Origin of the sequence: Legionella shakespearei DSM 23087 (assembly GCF_000373765.1) — a bacterium.
In the GTDB taxonomy this organism is placed as follows: domain Bacteria; phylum Pseudomonadota; class Gammaproteobacteria; order Legionellales; family Legionellaceae; genus Legionella; species Legionella shakespearei.
The window spans coordinates 108,768-129,246 of the sequence record NZ_KB892435.1 but is presented as its reverse complement, the minus strand read 5'-3'; the positions used below and the strand labels follow the sequence as shown (position 1 = coordinate 129,246).

Sequence of the window (20,479 nt, the reverse complement as noted above, 5' to 3'; positions counted from 1 at the left end):
AAATATGTATTGAGTCGGTTACAAACAGTAACCAACTGAGGTAATAAATTATTGGGATAGGATAATGACACAACAAAGCAATCTAGAGCTGTTATTACAGCAATTGATTCATGAATGGGAAAATGAATTAGTCGAATTTAAACAAGTAGATGAATCCTATCCAACATCTAAAATTGGCCAATATTTTTCAGCTCTATCAAACGAAGCCAATTTACACAATCATGAAAAAGCATGGCTCATATTTGGTATAGACAATACTACTCGCACTGTAGTTGGTTGTAACTACAGAAGAGATAAAGAACACTTACAAAGTCTTAAATATCAAATAGCACAAGGTACTGAACCATCTATCACCTTTCGTGATATGCATGAGTTACACACTGAAAAAGGCCGCGTCTTGCTTTTGGAAATCCCTGCTGCACCTCTGGGAATGCCTATTGCCTGGAATGGACATTATTACGCTCGTGCCGGTGAAAGTCTCACTCATCTAGGACTAGACAAATTGGATCGAATACGACAACAAGTTGGCTCATCAGATTGGACAGCGCAAATAGTACCTGCTGCAACAATAAAAAATTTAGATCCTGCCGCTTTAAAAAAATCCAGGGAAGCTTTTGCACACAAATACGCGAATCGTTTTGAGCTAAACGAGGTTTTAGGTTGGTCAGACGAGGTATTTCTTGACCGCGCGAAACTTACAATCGATGGCCAGATTACTCGAGCCGCACTACTATTGGTAGGTAGCCCAGAATCCACGCATTATCTTTCTCCATATCCAGCACAATTAACATGGAAACTGGTAGGTGAAGAACGAGCTTATGAGCATTTTAGCCCACCGTTCTTGCTAACAACCAGTTTGCTTTACAATAAAATAAGAAATGTACAACTGCGTATTCTTCCAGCAAACGAGTTGGTTGCAATTGAACTTGCAAAATACGATCAAAAAATTGTTCTAGAAGCATTACATAACTGCATTGCCCATCAAGATTATTCACTCCATGGACGAATTATTGTCACTGAATATCTGGATCGCTTAACGCTTGAAAATTTAGGTGGTTTTTATGAAGGAAAACCAGACGATTATGTATCTGGTCATAAAACTCCTCGAAAATATCGCAACCCCTTTCTAGTTCAAGCTATGACAGAGCTGGGTATGATTGACACTATGGGATATGGAATTCATGAAATGTATACTGGTCAGGCTCGACGTTATTTCCCTTTACCAGACTATGATTTAAAAGAATCTCATGTCGTTAAAATGACGATATATGGGCATATAGTTGATTTGGCATATACAAGAATGCTTATCCAAAAAACTGATCTGACATTCGATGAAATCATTGCACTTGATCGGGTGCAAAAGCACCTCCAGCTACCCGATGAAATGATTAAACATCTTCGAAAAGAAAAATTAATTGAAGGACGCAAGCCTAATTTCCATGTTTCAGCTTTTGTAGCAGATGCAACTGCTACGCAAACCGATTACATTCATACACGTGCCCAAGATAATGCATACTATCAAAAATTGATTATTGATTACCTTAAAAACTTCAATTCAGCTTCACGCAAAGAAATCGATAAACTACTGTGGACAAAGCTTAGTGATGCCCTAGATAAAACTCAAAAACTTAAAAAAATTGATAACTTGCTGACTCACCTACGAAATAAAGGCGAAATCATGAATATTGGATCACGTAAATCTCCAACTTGGCAGTTACAAGGTATAAAAAAATAAATTAGGAATAAAAAGGAATAAAATTAGGAATAAAATATTAAAAAAATGTTATAAATCATAAGATTAAATTAACTTAAAATCTTTATAAAAAGTATAAAAATATTAAGTAACAGAGTAATAACGATGATTATAAACAATCCGCTGTAGAAAGGTCCGTGATGTCATCACTGAGATTGGCGCTCCTGATAACAGGATAGTATGTTCTGACGCCCTGGTATTTCAATTCTCTTAGCCAGTTACTTGAACCCGAGATCATCACGGATTTGTACATGTTAATAAAATTTATACTGTTGTCAATAGATGTATAATATACGAATAGAACATAAATAAGAGCAGGTACTATGAAAACCAAAATTGAATCTACCTTCCTTTATAAAGGACTTGGTTTTTCTATTGAGTTAGAAAATGTAGAAATGATTAATATAAATGACGAATGGCATCCCAAATTCGATGTCCGCTACGTGGCTGATGAAATAATAAAAAAACTGGCTATCCAAGAAGAAAGATTAACAGGTAATCAAGTTAAATTCATTCGCTCCTATTTTTCCATACCTCTACGTGAATTTGGTGAAACCGTGGTTCATGAATCGCACACCGCTGTCAGCAAATGGGAAAAATGTGAAGATGAAATAACTAATATGAATGAAAACACCGAACAAGTATTGCGACTCTATATTATCGAGCAAACTCAGACTAAAGCTGATCAAAAGAATTTTTATTCGAACTTTAAAAGAAGCAGAGCTTTTGTAAATGCCAAAGGTAAAAAACCAAAACCACTTCAATTGAAGCTCTGTGCATAAATTATTTGCACTTAATGCCAGTTGGTGACATTTTGTCACCAACTGGCATTAACAATTAATATACAAAGTGGGATTAAGAGAATTGGCAAATTGCCCCCGCCTTGAATAAAACAGGTTATGGAAAACAGGTAATTATTATGACTAAGAAACATTTATCTACTTTTGAAAGAGAAATGCAAGACCCTATTTTTCGTGAACAATTTGAAAAAGAATACCAAGAGGAACTTGAAAAATGTCAACAGATCCGTGAGAAAACCAACCTAAAAAGTAGAAGTATCTCTGACCATAATAAAAAAATGAATGATAAGTATCATTTATAAATTAATATAACCAATTGATTTTTAATGAAATAAATTAAAATTAATTTTTATCTCTAATAACCTCTAATAAAATCCTACCTTCGAGCAGGATGAAAAAAGCCAAAATCCACTTAAATAATCTTATATAAATAACAAATTATCACCAATCCCCAAGGGGTTACGGCAAGAGTCACGGCTAGAGTGAAATCATCTTGTATTACGTATTATACCCAACAACAACAACTCACAAGTGGTTACATTTTGTAACCGGTTGCAAAAGATAAACCGGTGACAAATTGTCACCAGTTGAAAAGTTAATTTCATGCACGTTCAATTAATAACAACTGCAAAAAACCTTTGACAAAGAATCTGACTTGAATAAACATCATCAATAGATGACCATTAAACTAAACTTTCACCACAATTTTTTAACTCCCCAAATCAATGAGCCTAAATCCGTCCAAAACAAGGCCGACCTTAACCCGACACATCAACCCGGCACAAACCCGACATAGCAAGATCCAATAGTAGCAAGGAGAAATAACCTACCGAATCTAAAAACCAGACAAAGAAAAATTCTCTAGGCCGACCCACCTCATAACTCCAGATCTTATATTTGTGTTTTTACGCGCGCGAGGAAAAAATTTTTTTAAACAATTTTGAACAAAAATAACCAATTACCAATGCAAAAACCTCTCAATAAAAAAATATAAGGTTCATTTAATATCATTTACTATCAAACCCATTTCCCCTATTGACACTCTCAACCAATTTCCTAGAATGAATCAAGTTTAATGCATCTTGGTTATCTAAATGTCATCGATTGATAGCGTTTGATATCAATCGAAATAAAAATACAGGGTTTAAACAGGAGTAAAAAATGGATTTCTTATTCGTCACCACATACGAACTGGACGCACTCAGAGAAATTCCTCTCATGCAAAGAGTGGTCTACCTCATGGGCATCCGCCCCTACATGGACAGAAAGACATTCATGGTCGGCATTAAACGAAAAATCAGCTACCAATCGTTGAGAGAAACACTGTATGTCGCACCAATCAAAGGCGTAAAAACAGGCTGCCCTAGTCACCAACAAATGAAACGAGTAATTAAATCTCTGGCACGCCAAGGCATCATAGAAATTCGCTCAACAACCAAAAACCTCATTGTGAAATGCCTTCTGGCTAACCCACATGAGCCGATAGAGCTTGAAAATAAATCTCAGCCTGAAGCAAATCCATCAACCCAAGCAGAACAGAATCAATCATTACCATCAGAAAATCTAAAATCAATCAAACCCGGACAGTCAGCCAACTCAAAATCAAACTTCAAGACCCAGCCCGGCAGTACCCTAAAAGAGCTATACCAAAAATTCGAACAATTTTGGCAACTCTACCCCCTCCCTAGCTATAAAAATGAAGCCTGGAAGCAATTTCAGCAAATTGATCCTAACGATAGGCTATTTGCACAGATCATGGATGGATTACAAAAGCAGTTAACCAAAGTTAATCGGTCAGGAGCTTATTGGCCTTATCCTGCTAGTTGGTTGGGTCAAAAAAGTTGGTTTGACATTACGCAAAGGTAGTAAATCTGACTAAATACCTATAATTGTTCCTACAAACTTGATTTAATTTCCAAGAATACATGCGCCAACTCAGCTCCCTCCTCATGTTTTTCATGCTTGAGACTATATTCACCTGATAAACACTATTATTAGAATAATTATTTCAAGGCTAAAAATACACGTAAAAAAACGCCCATGAGGTGTCTCCTAATTAGAAATAGCTGTGGTTATAGTTTAATAAGCCACTTTAGTAGGCTTATTTTGCGACTCATGATTAGAAAATTACGCAGGTTTAATTGTAAATGCTATTAATTGAAAGCTATAATTGAATAAAATATGATCACCTTGTTGGTAGTATAGGCTCTAACCAAGTAGTTATGCATAATGCCTCATTTTAAGAGAGAAAGCTTACATGGATCATAGTCATTCTGAGTTTTTGGAGTGGAAAAAAGGATTGTTTGCTCAATTAGATATCCCCAATGCAGATGGTCGACAATTATACGCTTATCGTTTGACTGAGCATCAATTTAATGAACTTGAAAAATTGTTGCGTAAAAATTTAACTAGAAATACAAGATATGGAATTCTGGGGATGCTTGTAGATTCAAGCCCTCAGTTTTGTAGTCTTTTTGTTCTTTATGCTGCTGAGTGGTGGCGTCGACGCTTTAATGGATCTAGATGGTCTTGGGAACCTATTCTTATGGATTTGGGTGTAGATAAGAATAGTTGGTCCGCTTCACAACGAGAAACTTGTATCATAGAAGGTTTGAAAAGGTGGAGGTTAAGGTTATCTAATACAGATGGGTTGCGTTATTTAGGTACCATTGCTGTGCAGGGAGGACTACCGATGCAGCTTTTGGCCGATGCAAAAGGTAGTATAGGTAGAATACTTAGGAATGTGTTAAAACTTGCAACTCATAGTACTGAACTTAGTATTATTTTTAATTGGGTAGAGAGTCTTCATGAAGAATTACCCAAGAGTTATCAAAAAAAAGATGTTTATCTTCTTTTAGCAGAAGTAATTGCAATTTTGCTGGCTCTCAAAAAAGAAACGCAATTAACTAATAGCCTAGAGGCAGTAGATAAGCTGAACAAACTCATTCCAAATTGGCGTGAGCGATTTCCTTTGCCTGTAGATGACAATGAGATTAAAGGTCTTCTCGAACAGTTAATACGTGATGTTGCTTCAGAAAGAGACGATCGCAGTCAGCCTCTATTTTCAGTCGAACGTTATTTAGATTGTCAAAATGAGGAAATATGGCAATTACGCTCTACTGCTTTTTTACCAGATAAGATTTCAACAAATGATATTTATAAACAATTTGGCATAAATGAAGAAATTATACTTCCTCGTATTCTGGAGATTGTTATTGAGGTGTCGGATTGGCATCGCTCAATTACTGCTAGACGAATTGCTGGGCAAAATTTATATCTCTTAAATCAAAGTCCTTTGGAGTTAAAAGGTGATTTTGCTGCAGATGAACATACGATGAGTTTAAGAACAATGGATGGTGGGCACTGGATTATTGCTCTTCGTAATGGAAGTGAGCTTAATTCTAGTTTGCCTTGGGTGTTTGAAAAAATGAAAGAAACATTTCCACGTTTAATTCGCCAAGGCGGTGGTGGGGTAAAATCTGTAGAGGCATTTATAGCTGTACCTTGTGGTTGGATTTTGAATGCTTTGTCTGGTTCTAGGTGTATTCAAATATCATATATCGAAGAGCCAGAGAGAGAAGTGTATTTAGTAAATGGTGAAGTAAAGGTTCTAGATGGTTTGGGTCGATTTTGGACAATCAAAACTGGAAGAGCAGACTCCAATGATGAGAGTTTTTATTGGTCAGGTGATAGAATGTGGGGAGAGTTTATTCGACCTCCATTGGCATTTTTAGGTAAACCTAAGTTATATAAATTTTCAGGTGAAACTTCGTATCCTATACAAGATACTAGTGTTGTATGGACCCAAGGTAGAATTTTAGGCTTTATTGAAGCTTATTATGCCGAGCATCATGAGGAAAAAGTTAGATCCAAGATGGTAATACTTCCAAGTGAGGCAAAAATAGATATAAAACCTGAGAGTTTGGATCATGGTGTAATCTATCTTCGTCATTGGAGGGTAGCACATGCAAACCTATCTAAAGACTCTAAAATTGAATTGTGTGTGAAAAATGAAGGTGATTCCTTAGTTTTGATTTGTAATTCCATAGCAAATAGACCTCCAGAATGGTTTGAGGTTAATTTGTCCTGGGAATCTAATACCGCAACTGCGAAGGTGCGCTTACCATTTCCTGCTAAAGGTGCTAGGTGTTTTGATCCAAGTGGTGCTGTATTGCCATCAGAGTCTTGGGTATCAATAAAACATTTGGTAGGGTACCGTATTATAATAATAAGTCCACCACATGTTTTTGTGGAGCTTTGTTTACGCTTACGCCATACTGCAGATCCTCATAAGGATCACGAATTTCGTCGCCCACTTCGATCATTTGGTAATTCAATCCAGAAAGAAATTCGATTACAAGATTACTCTGAAGATATTGAGAGTTTGTTGGCTGCTGATGAGTTATTGGATGCATGGGTGGAAGCTACAATTTTGATAGAAAGGCAAACTTCCCTTGTACTGAAAATATCACGTTATGATTGTCCTCTTGAAAGAGATGATTCATTAATTAAATTAGGTATAACAACTGCTAAAAAATTCAATATAAATGACATTGCGTCACTTTCTGTATCGGCCTTAAAACTCGAACAACCTGCTGATGAGGCTATTATTTTACCCCAAAGATATTCAGAAGGAGTCCCCGTTGGAGCTTGGGAATTTTCTCCCTCAGAAAAGGAACCTGGATCATGGTTGATATTTCCAATGGAGGGTGCTTCTATTTTGTTTCGACCAACCTTATGGGTGATAGCTGGTGAAACTCATAAGAGTAGATCACTATCTGAGGCATTATCTGTTGAGAATAGACATGATCGTGCGATGGTTTTGGATCAAGTAATTATGGAGATGTCCTTTAATTACCTGGATCCAAATTGGTCCTATTTGGAAAATCTTGCTGGGCATTTGGGACATTTGCCATTAGCTTCTCTTGATTTATGGAAACGATTTATTCGTTTTCCACAAGCAATGGCTGCACTTGCTCTAAGAATGAATAAATTACCAGATAATTTTCTTCATCGCTTCCCATTGGAGCTACCTTTTACTTGGGAGTTAATTACCTTTGAATGTTGGAAGAATGCTACTGAATACTTGAGGAAGCAGTGTATTGAATGGTTTGGGGAGGTATTTGCACCAAAACAATTATACAATCATATAACTGAACGAGTAACAGCATTTACAATGTTAAATGAGCAGCCCGCTTTAAGGAGCTTGTTAAGCTTAGTTAGGTCGACTGTATTGGGAGAGCAATGCCGTGATATTTTAATGCTGAAGCACTCAGGAAGTGACAGTATCTTTGAACATCAATTATTTATTGGTGAAGATTGCTTGTTACAAAAGCTATTACGTGTACATAGTGGGGCTCAATGGCCAAATGATTCGGAATTGTTTTATTTGGTTAAGAATTTTCGAAAAGATCATAATTTTCATCAATTATTTCCAACTCAATTAGATGACCATAAGGATGGCGTTATTGGGTTACCGATTCTATTAGCTGCTCAAGTCGCAACTAATTCTATTGATAAATGTTTTAGCCATAGTGAAAATATCCACAAATTAAGAACTTATAAGAGATTTGATCCTGAATGGTTTGAGTTAGCATTTGATTTAACAATTGCACGCACGGTTTCAAGCGGTTTAATGAAAATATAGGTTATAACTAAATGAATAAAGAGTACTTTTCAAAACTTTTACCTCAAATTGCAGAGCGTTCTGGGTCTGCTGCATTAAGTCGTTTGGGATTTTCTCACGTACCACTTTATAGGCATTTGAAACAACAATTTTCGAGACCATTTGGTGAAGTAGGGAGCTTTTTGGCTGATCCTTCTTTTGAGGCAACTTTTGGTTGGGAAAATGCAGAGTTACAAATGTGTGACCTCGCCAATACTCTTTTAACAACTGACTTGGTTCGTGCCATGGATCAACCTCCAAAGGAATTGGCAAAAGATTATCGATTTGCGAGCGACCTTTATCCATATATGCATCAATTAAAATCATGGCAAATTTTAGCTAATGAAATCCCTCAATCATTAGTTGTTGCAAGTGGAACAGGTTCAGGTAAAACAGAATGTTTTATGGTACCTATTCTGGATCGATTAACACGATTGCACCAGGAGCAAAAAAGCAGGTTAGTAGGTGTGCGGGCACTTTTTTTATATCCTCTTAATGCGTTAATCAATAGTCAGAGAGAAAGATTACGTGCATGGACGTATGCGTATGGTGAAAATCTTCGTTTTTGTTTGTTTAATGGAAATACACCAAACAAAATTCCTGCTCATTTAAAACAAGAATATCCAAGTGAGGTAATGGATCGCGATTCTCTACGAGCCTCACCGTCTCCAATTTTAGTTACAAATGCTACGATGCTAGAATATATGCTTGTTCGTACCGATGACGCGCCAATTCTTGAAAAATCACAAGGAAAACTTGAGTGGGTTGTTTTGGATGAGGCTCATACATACATAGGTTCTCAAGCCGCTGAGTTATCCTTATTAATTAGGCGGGTTTTACATGCTTTTGGTGTCAGTTCTGATTCGGTGAGGTTTGTGGCTACATCTGCAACTATTGGCGATCCAAATGGTGAAGCTGGTGAAAAGCTTAAATGTTTTTTAGCGGATGTTGCTGGAGTTAGTCTTGAGCGGGTTCATCTTGTATCTGGTAATAGACATATTCCCTTGCTCCCACCAGAAGAGATATATACTAATTCATTAGAAGAGTTGAGTGAACTGGGAGACTCAGATACATCAAAAGATTTGTATAATATTTTGGCCCGTCATAAAACAGCTCGTGACATTCGTAGTTCTTTTATTGAGAATGAAAAAAAGAACAAAGAAAAAGGTGGGAGCGGCATGGTCGCTCGATTATCTGATGTCTGTAGAAATATTTTTGGAAATAGTGATTCGTTCACCCTTGAACAACAGATTAATGCACTTCGGTGGCTCGATCTATTAAGTGGAACATGCGATAAAAATCAATCTTCCTTTTTACCACTTAGAGCCCATTTATTTCATCAAACGATTTCAGGTATTTGGGCTTGTGCAGATCCTAATTGCAATGAGAAGTGTGGTTCTAAATTAGAAGATAAAGAGTGGCCATTCGGGCAAATCTATTTTGAAATGCGAAAACACTGCAGGTGTGGTAGTCCGATTTATGAATTAGTTGCATGTGATGATTGTGGGGCCCCTCATTTAATAGCTGCTCAAAGAGGTGAGCAATTAGTACCTCCTATTAACATTAATATCATTGATGAATTTGAACTAGATATTGATGCAAATGAAGAGGAACTTAATCAAGATGATACTAATGTTGTTAATGATCGATACAACGAAGCAGAGTCTAGCGTTCTAATAGTTAATCGAAATCTTAATGGAGTAATTGAAGAGGTAATTGACAAGCAAACACGCCAGTTTATTGAGCCAACTAGTGAAAATGAGCATTTACGTTTGAGAGTGTTGGGAGATAGTGGTAGCGGCCTTATTTGCCCATGTTGTCAAGGTGGTAGTCATGGGAATCGCCATCGAAAACTATTTCAGGAAGCTCGTATAGGAGCTCCATTTTCACTAGGTATTATACTACCTAGTTTATTAGAGTTTGCACCGGATGGAGATGATCCTGCAGAGCATCCATATCGTGGTCGTCGTCTTCTTACATTTAATGATAGTCGACAAGGAACTGCAAGAATAGCCGCAAAACTGCAACAGGAATCAGAGCGCGATCGTGTTCGTGGCCTTGTATATCATTTAGCTTTAAGAGATGGCTTAATGCAATCTGATTTGGAAGCAAAACAGGTTAGGGATGAAATTCAAGAATTAGAAAACATCAGGGAACATTTTAAAGATAAAGCGGAAGGTAAAACATATGTTGAAAACCGGTTAGTAAATCTGAAAAAACAGCTCGTCTCCTTATCAAAACCAAAGCCAATCTCATTTGAAGAGATGTCGCAAAAGCTTACTAATCAGGGAAGTGATTTTGAGAGGATGTTAAGTCATTATAGAAATGATATCTCATACGAAAATTTTAAAGGTCCGGAAGGTTCGTTGTCGTTAGCTAGAATGTTTCTTATAAGAGAGTTTGGACGTAGACCTAAGCGATTAAATAACTTGGAATCAATGGGATTAGTATCAGTTCAATATCCAGCACTTAATAATATTACCCTAGCACATGAAGGCTTTAGTCTGATTGAGTGGATTAGCTTTCTCAAGATTGCATTGGATTTTTTTGTAAGGGCTGGAGGCTCATTAGAGATCCACCAAAATATTAGATTTTGGCTCGGAATGCCTTTTCCACAAACTGGTTTGGTTGATCAAGATCGTGTAGATAAAGAAAAAACTGATAGACGATGGCCAAGAGCATATTACACATTATCTAATGGAAATAAAAGGCTAAATTATCAAAGTACGTTGGTAAGAATTTTAGCATGTGTCCTCAAGGTTGATATTGAATCCTCATCTGGTGCGGATAAGGTTGACGCTGCATTAACTTCAGCTTGGAGAGCATTAACAGAGGGGAGTCGTATTCTACATTCTAATTCTGGGGGGCGGAGAGTATTGCCTTTAAGTCAAATTGCATTTACCCCGATTACTAGCGCATGGATTTGTCCCTTCACTCGCCGTTTTTTAGATACTACAATCCAGGATATAACTCCATATTTACCTCTTCATTACACAAATGAAACTGTAAAATGTCAGAAAATAGAAATACCACTATATGATCATCCTTTTGGTGGTGATGCTGGTGATCTCGCCCAAGTAATGCGAGCACGAAATTGGTTATCAAAACAAGAAAGTATCATTCAATTCAAGGAAGAAGGATTGTGGCCTGTTCTGAATGATCGAGCAATAGAACTCTCACCTTATTTTGTAGCTGCAGAACATTCTGCACAGCAACCAGCCGTTAGATTAGATCGATATGAAAAGGCTTTTAAGTCAGGTGACCTAAATCTTCTCTCATGTTCTACTACAATGGAAATGGGTATCGATATTGGAGGCATTGCAACAGTTGCGATGAATAATGTACCGCCCCATCCTGCAAATTATCTACAAAGAGCTGGTCGTGCAGGGCGTCGTAAGGAAGCGCGCTCAGTTTCTCTCACACTTTGCAAATCTAATCCTCATGATCAGCTGGTTTTTTCAAAAACTGATTGGCCTTTTGTAACTGCACTCCCAGCCCCTGCTGTATCACTTAATAGCGAAATTATTATTCAAAGACATGTTAATTCTTTAGTATTGACACATTTTTTTGCTACTCAGATTATTAGTGGCGAACAAGATGTTTTGAAGTTAACTTGTGGTTGGTTCTTCATATCAGAGGATAATAATAGTTTTGCAGAGAGATTTATTGCATGGTGTATAGCATTTAATGATGCTAATAGTAGATTACTTGACGGTATACGCCAATTAGTTAGACGGAGTAGATATGAGGATGTTGACGCAAAGATCCTGATTAAAGAGTCAGGCAAGGTGATGGATAACTTATACACGAGTTGGTTTAATGAATGGGACGCGTTAGAACGTCAAAAAATAAGTATGAAATGCCTTGGAGTAAATTCACCAGCATATAAAGCAGTTCAAAACCAACTAGATCGTACGACAGGTGAGTACTTATTAAAGGAACTTGCTACAGAGGGTTTTCTGCCAGCATATGGATTTCCTACACATATAACAGTTTTTGATAATTTAACTATTTCTCAAATAAAAAGAACCAAATTAGAAAAGGAAAAGATAAAAGATCGTGAAGATAACAATTATCGGCATAGAGAGCTTGCAAGTAGGGACCGAATTACAGCATTGAGAGAGTATGCCCCGGGAGCTGAAGTAGTGATGGATGGATTGGTATATAGGTCTGCTGGAATTACTTTAAATTGGAAAATTCCTGCTACTGAAAAAGAAGTCCAAGAAATTCAAGCAATTAGGTATGCATGGCATTGTGATAAATGTAATCATAGTGGCTCATCTTTATTGTTAGATGAAACTCGATTTTGCTTGGAGTGTGGTACTAAGATTAAATTGGATGATCCAAAGTATCATAAGACCTTTATTGAGCCCGCGGGTTTTGCAGTAGATTTTCTTATGGATCCAGATAATGATGTATCAACTCAAGACTTTATCCCAGTTGAGTTACCCTGGGTAAGTGCAAATGGAGAGTGGGTTTCTCTACCTAATCCTGCATTAGGTCGATATCGAGTCACTACTCGTGGTCATATGTTTTACCAATCAAATGGTTTACATGGTAAAGGATATGCGATATGCCTAGCATGCGGACGTGCTGAGCCGATGGTGGATGAAAATATCCCTAATAAGCTTCAGTCACACTATAAGCTACGAGGTGGAAATGATCAAAATGAAAAGTCGAAATTTTGTATAGGTAGCCATGAAAGCTGGGCAATAAAACCATGTATTACGCTTGGACATCAGTGTTATACGGATGTTCTAGAAATACAGCTTAAAACAGAATCAGGTACTTGGATAAATGATAAAGAGATAACAATGACTCTAGCTGTTGCTTTACGTAGCGCTCTCGCTGATTTAATTGGAGTTCAAACAACCGAGTTAGGGTGTGATGTTAAATCCGCTCGCACAGACGATAATAGTATTTGCCGCTCTATATTAATTTTTGATAGGTATTCAGCGGGCTATTCTTCAAGTGCGAGTCAATATATTGAAAATCTATTTAGAAAAGCACGTTATAATCTAAATTGTTCGGCTGATTGTGATAGTGCTTGTCCAAGCTGTATTTTAGATTTTGACCAACGTTTTGTTTCAGAAAGTCTTAACCGTCTATCTACGATAGAGGTCATTACAGAGAGTTGGCTTTCTTCATTAAAACTTCCTGAACGATATCAATATTTTGGTGAAAAATCTCAAGTAGAATTTTCTAATGTTGTTGAGGCTGTCTTACGAACTAGCAGAAAATCTCCTGAATCCAAGATCACACTCTTTGCTGGAGGAACTGGTGATGAGTTAGATTTTGCGGCTTCAAACCTACGTAACTTAATTTATCAGCTTGCAGCAAGTAATCGCTCAGTATCACTTGTTATTGAGGAAGAGTCTTTAAGTTCAATGGATATGGTTGAACGATACCTTTTAGCGGGGTTGCTCGAATATCCAGGTGGACAAGTATCCTTATATACCATCACAGAATTACCCAAAATTAAAAATGCAATAGTTCTTGCTGAAGTCTGTATAGCAGATCAGACATATAGGTGGGGAGTAAATGATAGTTCTGCAATAGCTATGGATATATTATGGGGTAATACAGAGGAGCCTTTGATTGTTGGCAATCAACTAGAGCCATTAAATTTGAAATTAAAGTCTCTTGTAGTCGAACAACTTCGCACCAGTGATACTTACTTGGGTGATATGGAAATTGAAATTTTACAAGATCTGGATGGCTCTCTTCAAGGTTTTGGACAGCGTTTTTGGAAGTTAGCTTCTATGTCCAGCCCAACTGTGGCTTCTTTAATTTCTAACACCTCATTGGATATCGAAGCGATTTCATATCACGATAGATATCTTTTTTCGCCACTTCCTGTTGCATTGTTATTGGAATTGCTTACAGGCCTTCGTACTTTAGTAGGAACTAGCAGGTGGAATAATCCTTGTATAGAGATTACTACTAACAATGAGAGTACAAATCTTAATAAACGAAACTGTTTTATTTGGGATAATTGGTTGGATTTGGAAGCACGTAATGGTGCAATTATAAACTCTCTTGATTATTTAGGTATGGAAGGGAAAATTAAATTGCTAGATAAAAATAAATCACAGCATGGTCGTATCTTTGAAGTTAGATTTTCCTCCAAGTATGTTCTGACTGTACGACTGGATCAAGGAGTGTCCTATTGGAAGGCAAGTAACCACTCAAATCAAAAGATTTTTAATTTTAGTGACCCTGATCTATCGAATCAAGGTATTCAACTTGCTGAATTGAATGTAGATATTGAGTCAAATTCTTTTCCTACTTATGTATTTATCAAGGTGCGTCAAGAGTGAAATGTAATTGAAATAATTTCTACAACTGTTTGCAGAAATTATTTCAATCCCTATATTTATTATGTTTTTTGTAACTAATTCCTAGATGAGCTTATATTACTCTTGTGGTATCAATTTTACTCACTGTAATGCGTCACTGCAATTTCTGTGCAGTGACGCAGAAACTTACACATAAAATCTAATCTTAAAATCAATGAATTAACAAATAAAATTCAATCCTACACCACAGGATTGAACAAAATATTCCTCCAAAACCTATTGCCCTCAGATCTCACCTTTGCTAAATTTTTCATAAGCATAACTGATGAGCCTGTGCAACTCAGGCGAAACCTTAGGGTCTTATGCTAAGCCACTCTCATCCCATAACCTGTGGCTGGACGTCTAGTCGGGAATCTGTAGTTCTAGGATAGGCTACCATCGGGTAGATAAGTTAATAATCACTTCTTTATTAACCATGGATCAGCGGCAGCTGCTGTTGGATTGCCGTGCGTTTTTGTATTTGAACAATAAGGAGATAAACCACTAAAAAACCGTTGTACCAAAATAATCATTAACCTTGATTTGCCTCATCATTTCGAGCCTTGCAGCGCAAGCTGGATATCCTCTTTGAGTGAATCGCTCGATTAACACTAAACCAAAGACAGGGCAAATAAATTGATTGAATAGAACTATGCGCAAACACTCTTTAAGACAAATAGCGAGCCAGTATCTGGATCATGATAATAGCGGTAGCCCTCGTGGCAAAAAATATCGTCGCTTTGTTATTCTTAGGATGATTGACGATCTCTTTGTTCTTGGACTTGCACCATCCAATTGGCTAGGTTTGACCTCTCTTCATTTGCAGCAACTCATTCAACATTGGCATAAGAAAAAAGTTAAACCCTCGACTCTTATGAATTACATGACCATCATCCGCAAATTTCTATGTCATGTCGGTCATAATGCTGAGAATATTGATAATCTCAGCCTTGGTTTGCAAACTAAGAAGATTAAGAAGAAAACTCGAAGATCTCCCAATGATTTGTTTGATAAGATTGGTGATCCCATTGCAAAAGTTCTTTTGAGCTTTCAAATTCATTTTGGTTTGACCTTGAGCGAAGCCATGCGCATTTTGCCTGGGGTGCATATTCAAGAACATGAATTATTACTGACTCGAGAAATCACTTTTAATAGCAAGGATAGGAAGATTCCTATTCGCTCCGAAGCTCAAATAAAGCTTATACAGGATTTTAATCTATTAACCCAAGGGAACGGGTGTCTTATTACAACTTATGGTTATAGAGCCATCTGTTTTAGCTGGCAAAAGGTCATGAAGTCCTTAAGGCTCTCTGGAAAGAAATGCTGGCGTTATCTTTATGCCCAGCAATTAAGTTCACAATTATCATCTCAAATATCCCATTACCGTTTGTCCTTACTCATCATGGATGAAATGGGTCTGAAATCCCGTACCACACTTTGGAGTTATCTCAATGAGCAATAAATTACGCAGCGCACTTTACTCAGTACACCAATTAATTAAACAAATGCAGGGTTATTCCTATGCCAGCAAGGCAGATATGAAGCATATGATTAATCGTTGTATGAAAGATCTACACGAGTTAGGTTTTAAAGTTGGCCATTTAAATGGCCTAAAGCCCAAGCATATCTATGTATTGGTTGAACACTGGAAAAAGCAAGGCAAAAGTCCTGCAACTATCAAAAATTACATGTCCAAATTGCGTAAACTTGCTTATTTTCTTGATAAACCTAAACTGGTTAAAACTGGTAATGATTCTTATCAAATTGATAAACGCACCTATATTCCTACTCAAAATAAAGCTATCCACCATATCGCTTTAAACTTATGTACCGATCCGCACATACGCCTTTCACTGGAAGCACAAATGCTTTTTGGTTTACGTAGAGAAGAATCCATGAAATTTGTGATAAGTGAGGCTTGGAATGGTGATTTCTTATATATAAGACCCAGTTGGACTAAAGGGGGTATTGGACGATTACTTAAGATTACCAATGAAGAGCAAATGAAATGGTTGTTTAAAGTATCACACCAGATTGAACGCGGTAAGTCACTTATTCCTACGGAAAGAACCTATAAGCAGCATTTAGGTCATTATCAACAACAAGCTAAGTTAATGGGAGTCTGTAAATTACATGGTCTACGTCATGCTTATGCCCAACGCCGATATGCTGAATTGACGAAAGAGCTTGATCCTTTAAAAATAGGATTAACCTGCCCAATTGCTGGAGGAAAAACCAGTAAAGAATTCAATCGTGAAGAAAAACAATTGGATAAACTAGCTAGAGGGATTATTAGTCGTGAACTCGGTCATTCGCGTTTAAATATTACAAAAATTTATCTGGGATAAAGGCTTTATGTATTCTTTCTTAACCATTCAGAAATAAGTTGAGCGTAATCATTAAATGTCAGCTCATCAATATCGATTGGAACTGCGGCACAGATTGTAGGAAGATCCTCTTCAAAAGCTATAAACCTTCTTACTATTTCCCTACCCCCGGGTATTATTTTGTCTGTTGAAGCATCATTAAGCCAATTACGGACAAGTTTAATTAACTCTTCGGGGTCAGAATTATGAGCGCGGATATCATGACCAGCAATATCAGAAATAAAAGCCTGATATCGATAAGGTTCACAATCCAGTATTAAACAATTTTTTTCTTTCTGCTCATCCACTCCAAAATTCATTGCACCAAGAAAAACTCCTAGTTCTAGAGGCATGTTAAAGCGGGGTAAGTTTGTATTACTATCCAATTCAGTTCTGGAAATATCATGCAGACCAAACTTTGATTCTTTAATCAATTGCATTATTTTTCCAACCCTTACATTTGCCCCATTATCTTCTTCAAGAGCGCATCGCGGTATAAAACCACAATCGAAAATAGCAAAGACAAGAGCCTTCCTCAATTTAAGGTATTTATCATCAAAGGGACAGTTTATAAATACGTTATAGTCATAATGCTTTTTCGTCATTTATTTTTTCTTCTTATTTGATGAAACAGACGCAACAGCACGTTTGATATTCTCTCGGCTAATTTTTCCTGTTTTTGGGGCTGGTTGAATTTTTCTTGATTCTACAGATTTTTTAGCTAATGTTTTTCCTGCACTAGATTTTTCTTTAGTACTTGCTTTAGGGTTACTTAATGTTTTAGCTGCTTTTTTTACAGTTGCTTTTGATGGCGTTTTTTTTTCTGACAATTTATTTATTCCTAAGCAAGTACGCATTAATTATATTATATGTACTTTTTCATAGAAAATGAAATGATTGAAAGTACACCCAGAAGTACACCTAGCAGAATTTTTGATTTTTAAAGGGTTTAACTGAGAAGATGCAACCTGCTGATTTTAAAGGGGATTTTATGGTCGGGACGGAAGGATTTGAACCTTCGACCACTAGCACCCCATGCTAGTACGCTACCAGGCTGCGCTACGCCCCGATTGGTAGGGAATGATAGCGAAGTCGGGGGAAAATAACAAGGGGTTATGGGATGTTCATTGGATTGGGTTGCATTGAGGCTTCTATTTCGTCTTCAATTTGATCGTCGGTGCCGTCTACTCCTGTGGTTTCGTAGCCTGGTATGCCATCACCTACCAAATCTACTTCATCGCCTCGTGTAAAGGTGTTGTGATCGGTGTCGTTGCTTGAGCCTTCCATTTTCATCTGTTCTGTTAGGTCTTCTGGTAGTATGGTGTCTGGCTCGGGTTGTAGTTCTTCGTCCATTTGTTGGCCTTTAATTTGAGTACTCTTGTTTTAAGTTTAGCAGATGGTGAGTGATTTGGGGCTGGTTCTTGTGGGTCACGGCCATTAAGTTAAGCGATACTCCACCGCCCCGCGGCTTGTCCGCGGTATCTAGAGATCTAAGTTCGGAGTGAGATTCCTGGATCCCGCGGACAAGCCGCGGGACGGTGGAACTCCTTAAGAAAGAATACGGAAGTTCTCAGGAACTTCTCTTCCGCCCTCTTTCCGATCTACGTCGTCCTGAGCGCGTCTTTTGGCGCGAAGGATCTCCTGCAAGCGGCACGGTGCCAATATTTGGAGATCCTTCGCGCCAAAAGACGCGCTCAGGACGACGTGGATCGGGGGACATCTCTCGCAGATACCGCCTACTGGCAGATACCACCTACTCACTTAACTGTTCTTTATGCGGTATCTGATACTGTAATGTATGGATTTCTGTACCCCACAATTTCCGCGACCTCCTCTGCCCATTGTAATTCCCAAAGCTCTGGGGGGAATTGTTTGTTCCATTTTTGCAGGAGTCGTCTTTGTTCTTTGCTTAGCTCGACCTCATATTTTTCGGCCATAAACAGGTTGGCTCGGGCGACTATTCCTTTGGCGCGGTCTGGGGGTTCGGCGATTCTTAATTCTTTGTCTGCTTCAAATTCACAACCGTAGTATCCTCTTTTATTTTCGATAATGCCGAAAGCGAAATTGGATCGCTCCTGGTTTACGGCACCTACTGCAGGCCAGAGGTTGTATAATTCGGCTTCTTGTTTGCGAAATTCGGGATCGATTTTTTCACAGCATTTTCGTCCTTTGTATTCCTTTCCCGTATTTTCATTAACGCAGATTTTTTCTCGCCAGCATTGATGATAACGGCCAAAATGCTCTGCTGGCATCATGTGTTCCCATTCCACGCGATTGGCTCTTTTTATGGGTATTGCGTTGTTCATATTGCAACTGGTCAAATCCACTTGCTTGTCTTTATCGTAAGCGCAACCACAATAAAGTGTTATTTTATGGGGTTTGAATATATTAGCAGCCACTTTTTTAGCGGTAGTGAAGGTTGCTGGTGCGGTAGCGAAACTTATCGAAAAGGGCAGGATAAGAAGAATAAAAATAAATGTAACCTGGTGCAGTACAGCTTTAACCATAGCGATACCCTCCTTGTGCATCAATTAAACTCTAATAGATTTAATCTTGCTCGCAGGTTGGAGGTTCGCCGGAAAACAATGTTGGACTTAAGACGCTATGATGCTTAATCAAATGGCCATTACATAAACAATCTGATTACATTCTCCAATCAATTTAAAATTAATCAGAGCATCGCTCCATATTGTCGATTAATATAAAAAAAAATTAATTAATCAACAAGTTATGATCATATCTGGCACTGGCAGCACTAAATTATGGAGGATTGTGGAAAATAGGATCGTTATATGGATAAAAAATATAAATAGTGTTTATTTAAAAGGACTGCACTGCCTTTTTTAAGGACACTGGAGTGGATTTATAATAAAAATTATTTAAATATTTTTATTATTGGTAGCAATTCAAGCAGATTCCGCGCATAAAAGCGTGGAACCTGGCTTTGGGATTAAGTTTTACAAAGAGTTCTTGAGCTTTTGTGCTTCAAATTTGGAGTGAGAAATCTGAATGTAACGATTACAGCTGTTTAATTCAGCATATTGCAAAGTATACACGGCATGATCTAACTCCAGTTTTGCAGGGGGATAAGCATCATCAAGAATAAAATCGGCTGCATCTTCAATCTGCATGGCAGCTAAAGCCAATTTTTCTACACAGGCTTTTTTCTCCTGACTGTAAACCAGTGAAGCAACGGTATCGGCTAATTGTCGGCATTGTAAGGCCAGAGCTTCCTTACTGGCAGCTGTATCGCTATAAGCGTTTAAAGACAAGAAAGACAAACCAATGAGTAACGCTTTTTTTAAATGCATGTTCATCATAAAACTCCTGTAATTTTCTGAATAAAACCGTTATCAGGAACTGTTTACATGTTCTTGAATTGATGGCCACTAATTTTCAGCAGTGGATCACAGAAAACTGGAATGTTTCAATTCAAACCATGTATCGTCAACAGAACCTGAAATTAACTATCCCTAAGAAGTTGCTGCCGTATCGCTGATTGCGCGAAAAACCAACAACCCCTAATAGTGAATCCAGAATTTATCCTTTCTCATGGC

At 37.6% G+C, this 20,479-nt stretch carries 13 protein-coding genes and 1 tRNA gene; 8 read left to right on the top strand and 6 right to left on the bottom strand.

Features of this window, described 5'->3' with window-relative positions; translation table 11 throughout:
* The first annotated feature begins 64 nt into the window (after window positions 1–64).
* The 8 genes from B094_RS0114440 to B094_RS0114405 all read left to right on the top strand — a co-directional run bounded on the left by B094_RS0114440 (window position 65) and on the right by B094_RS0114405 (window position 16,904).
* On the top strand, window positions 65–1,735 hold the full coding sequence (locus B094_RS0114440; protein WP_018578533.1) for an RNA-binding domain-containing protein: 1,671 nt from the start codon (window positions 65–67) through the stop codon (window positions 1,733–1,735).
* 341 nt (window positions 1,736–2,076) lie between these two features.
* Window positions 2,077–2,535, top strand: coding sequence for a hypothetical protein (locus B094_RS0114435; RefSeq protein ID WP_018578532.1), 459 nt, complete (start codon window positions 2,077–2,079; stop codon window positions 2,533–2,535).
* A gap of 137 nt (window positions 2,536–2,672) precedes the next feature.
* Window positions 2,673–2,855 carry a hypothetical protein gene (locus B094_RS0114430; protein ID WP_018578531.1) on the top strand — a complete coding sequence of 61 codons (183 nt, stop codon included), beginning with the start codon at window positions 2,673–2,675 and terminating at the stop codon, window positions 2,853–2,855.
* 859 nt (window positions 2,856–3,714) lie between these two features.
* Window positions 3,715–4,419: a hypothetical protein gene (locus B094_RS0114425; protein WP_018578530.1), complete on the top strand. Its 705-nt coding sequence runs from the start codon at window positions 3,715–3,717 to the stop codon at window positions 4,417–4,419.
* 391 nt (window positions 4,420–4,810) lie between these two features.
* Window positions 4,811–8,200 carry an STY4851/ECs_5259 family protein gene (locus tag B094_RS0114420; protein ID WP_018578529.1) on the top strand — a complete coding sequence of 1,130 codons (3,390 nt, stop codon included), beginning with the start codon at window positions 4,811–4,813 and terminating at the stop codon, window positions 8,198–8,200.
* Between the two features lie 11 nt (window positions 8,201–8,211).
* A complete protein-coding gene (locus tag B094_RS0114415) occupies window positions 8,212–14,538 on the top strand; it encodes a DEAD/DEAH box helicase (RefSeq protein WP_018578528.1) in 6,327 nt (2,108 codons plus the stop codon).
* 670 nt (window positions 14,539–15,208) lie between these two features.
* Window positions 15,209–16,018: a phage integrase N-terminal domain-containing protein gene (locus B094_RS0114410; protein ID WP_018578527.1), complete on the top strand. Its 810-nt coding sequence runs from the start codon at window positions 15,209–15,211 to the stop codon at window positions 16,016–16,018.
* Complete coding sequence (locus B094_RS0114405) at window positions 16,008–16,904, top strand: phage integrase N-terminal domain-containing protein (RefSeq protein WP_018578526.1); 897 nt, start codon at window positions 16,008–16,010, stop codon at window positions 16,902–16,904. Before B094_RS0114410 ends, B094_RS0114405 begins: the two co-directional genes overlap by 11 nt.
* Before the next feature lie 5 nt (window positions 16,905–16,909).
* Here the strand turns inward: B094_RS0114405 and B094_RS0114400 are convergent, their stop codons facing one another.
* From B094_RS0114400 to B094_RS0114375, 6 genes are all read right to left on the bottom strand, one after another.
* Entirely contained in the window at window positions 16,910–17,527 is a 618-nt protein-coding gene (locus B094_RS0114400) for a hypothetical protein (RefSeq protein ID WP_018578525.1), read from the bottom strand.
* Window positions 17,528–17,752, bottom strand: a complete 225-nt coding sequence (locus tag B094_RS0114395) for a hypothetical protein (protein ID WP_018578524.1) — start codon at window positions 17,750–17,752, stop codon at window positions 17,528–17,530. It abuts the gene before it with no gap.
* Window positions 17,753–17,914: 162 nt separating this feature from the next.
* A tRNA-Pro gene (locus B094_RS0114390) sits at window positions 17,915–17,991 on the bottom strand.
* 44 nt (window positions 17,992–18,035) lie between these two features.
* Window positions 18,036–18,275 (bottom strand): hypothetical protein, encoded by a 240-nt coding sequence (locus B094_RS0114385; RefSeq protein ID WP_018578523.1) that lies wholly within the window; start codon window positions 18,273–18,275, stop codon window positions 18,036–18,038.
* Window positions 18,276–18,694: 419 nt separating this feature from the next.
* Window positions 18,695–19,429 carry an endonuclease gene (locus B094_RS0114380; RefSeq protein WP_018578522.1) on the bottom strand — a complete coding sequence of 245 codons (735 nt, stop codon included), beginning with the start codon at window positions 19,427–19,429 and terminating at the stop codon, window positions 18,695–18,697.
* A gap of 450 nt (window positions 19,430–19,879) precedes the next feature.
* A complete protein-coding gene (locus tag B094_RS0114375) occupies window positions 19,880–20,242 on the bottom strand; it encodes a hypothetical protein (protein WP_026254049.1) in 363 nt (120 codons plus the stop codon).
* Window positions 20,243–20,479: the final 237 nt, after the last annotated feature.

Coding starts and splice junctions, on each gene's coding strand:
- B094_RS0114440 (WP_018578533.1), top strand. CDS start 65: ATGACACAACAAAGCAATCTAGAGCTGTTATTACAGCAATTGATTCAT.
- B094_RS0114435 (WP_018578532.1), top strand. CDS start 2,077: ATGAAAACCAAAATTGAATCTACCTTCCTTTATAAAGGACTTGGTTTT.
- B094_RS0114430 (WP_018578531.1), top strand. CDS start 2,673: ATGACTAAGAAACATTTATCTACTTTTGAAAGAGAAATGCAAGACCCT.
- B094_RS0114425 (WP_018578530.1), top strand. CDS start 3,715: ATGGATTTCTTATTCGTCACCACATACGAACTGGACGCACTCAGAGAA.
- B094_RS0114420 (WP_018578529.1), top strand. CDS start 4,811: ATGGATCATAGTCATTCTGAGTTTTTGGAGTGGAAAAAAGGATTGTTT.
- B094_RS0114415 (WP_018578528.1), top strand. CDS start 8,212: ATGAATAAAGAGTACTTTTCAAAACTTTTACCTCAAATTGCAGAGCGT.
- B094_RS0114410 (WP_018578527.1), top strand. CDS start 15,209: ATGCGCAAACACTCTTTAAGACAAATAGCGAGCCAGTATCTGGATCAT.
- B094_RS0114405 (WP_018578526.1), top strand. CDS start 16,008: ATGAGCAATAAATTACGCAGCGCACTTTACTCAGTACACCAATTAATT.
- B094_RS0114400 (WP_018578525.1), bottom strand. CDS start 17,527: ATGACGAAAAAGCATTATGACTATAACGTATTTATAAACTGTCCCTTT.
- B094_RS0114385 (WP_018578523.1), bottom strand. CDS start 18,275: ATGGACGAAGAACTACAACCCGAGCCAGACACCATACTACCAGAAGAC.
- B094_RS0114380 (WP_018578522.1), bottom strand. CDS start 19,429: ATGGTTAAAGCTGTACTGCACCAGGTTACATTTATTTTTATTCTTCTT.
- B094_RS0114375 (WP_026254049.1), bottom strand. CDS start 20,242: ATGATGAACATGCATTTAAAAAAAGCGTTACTCATTGGTTTGTCTTTC.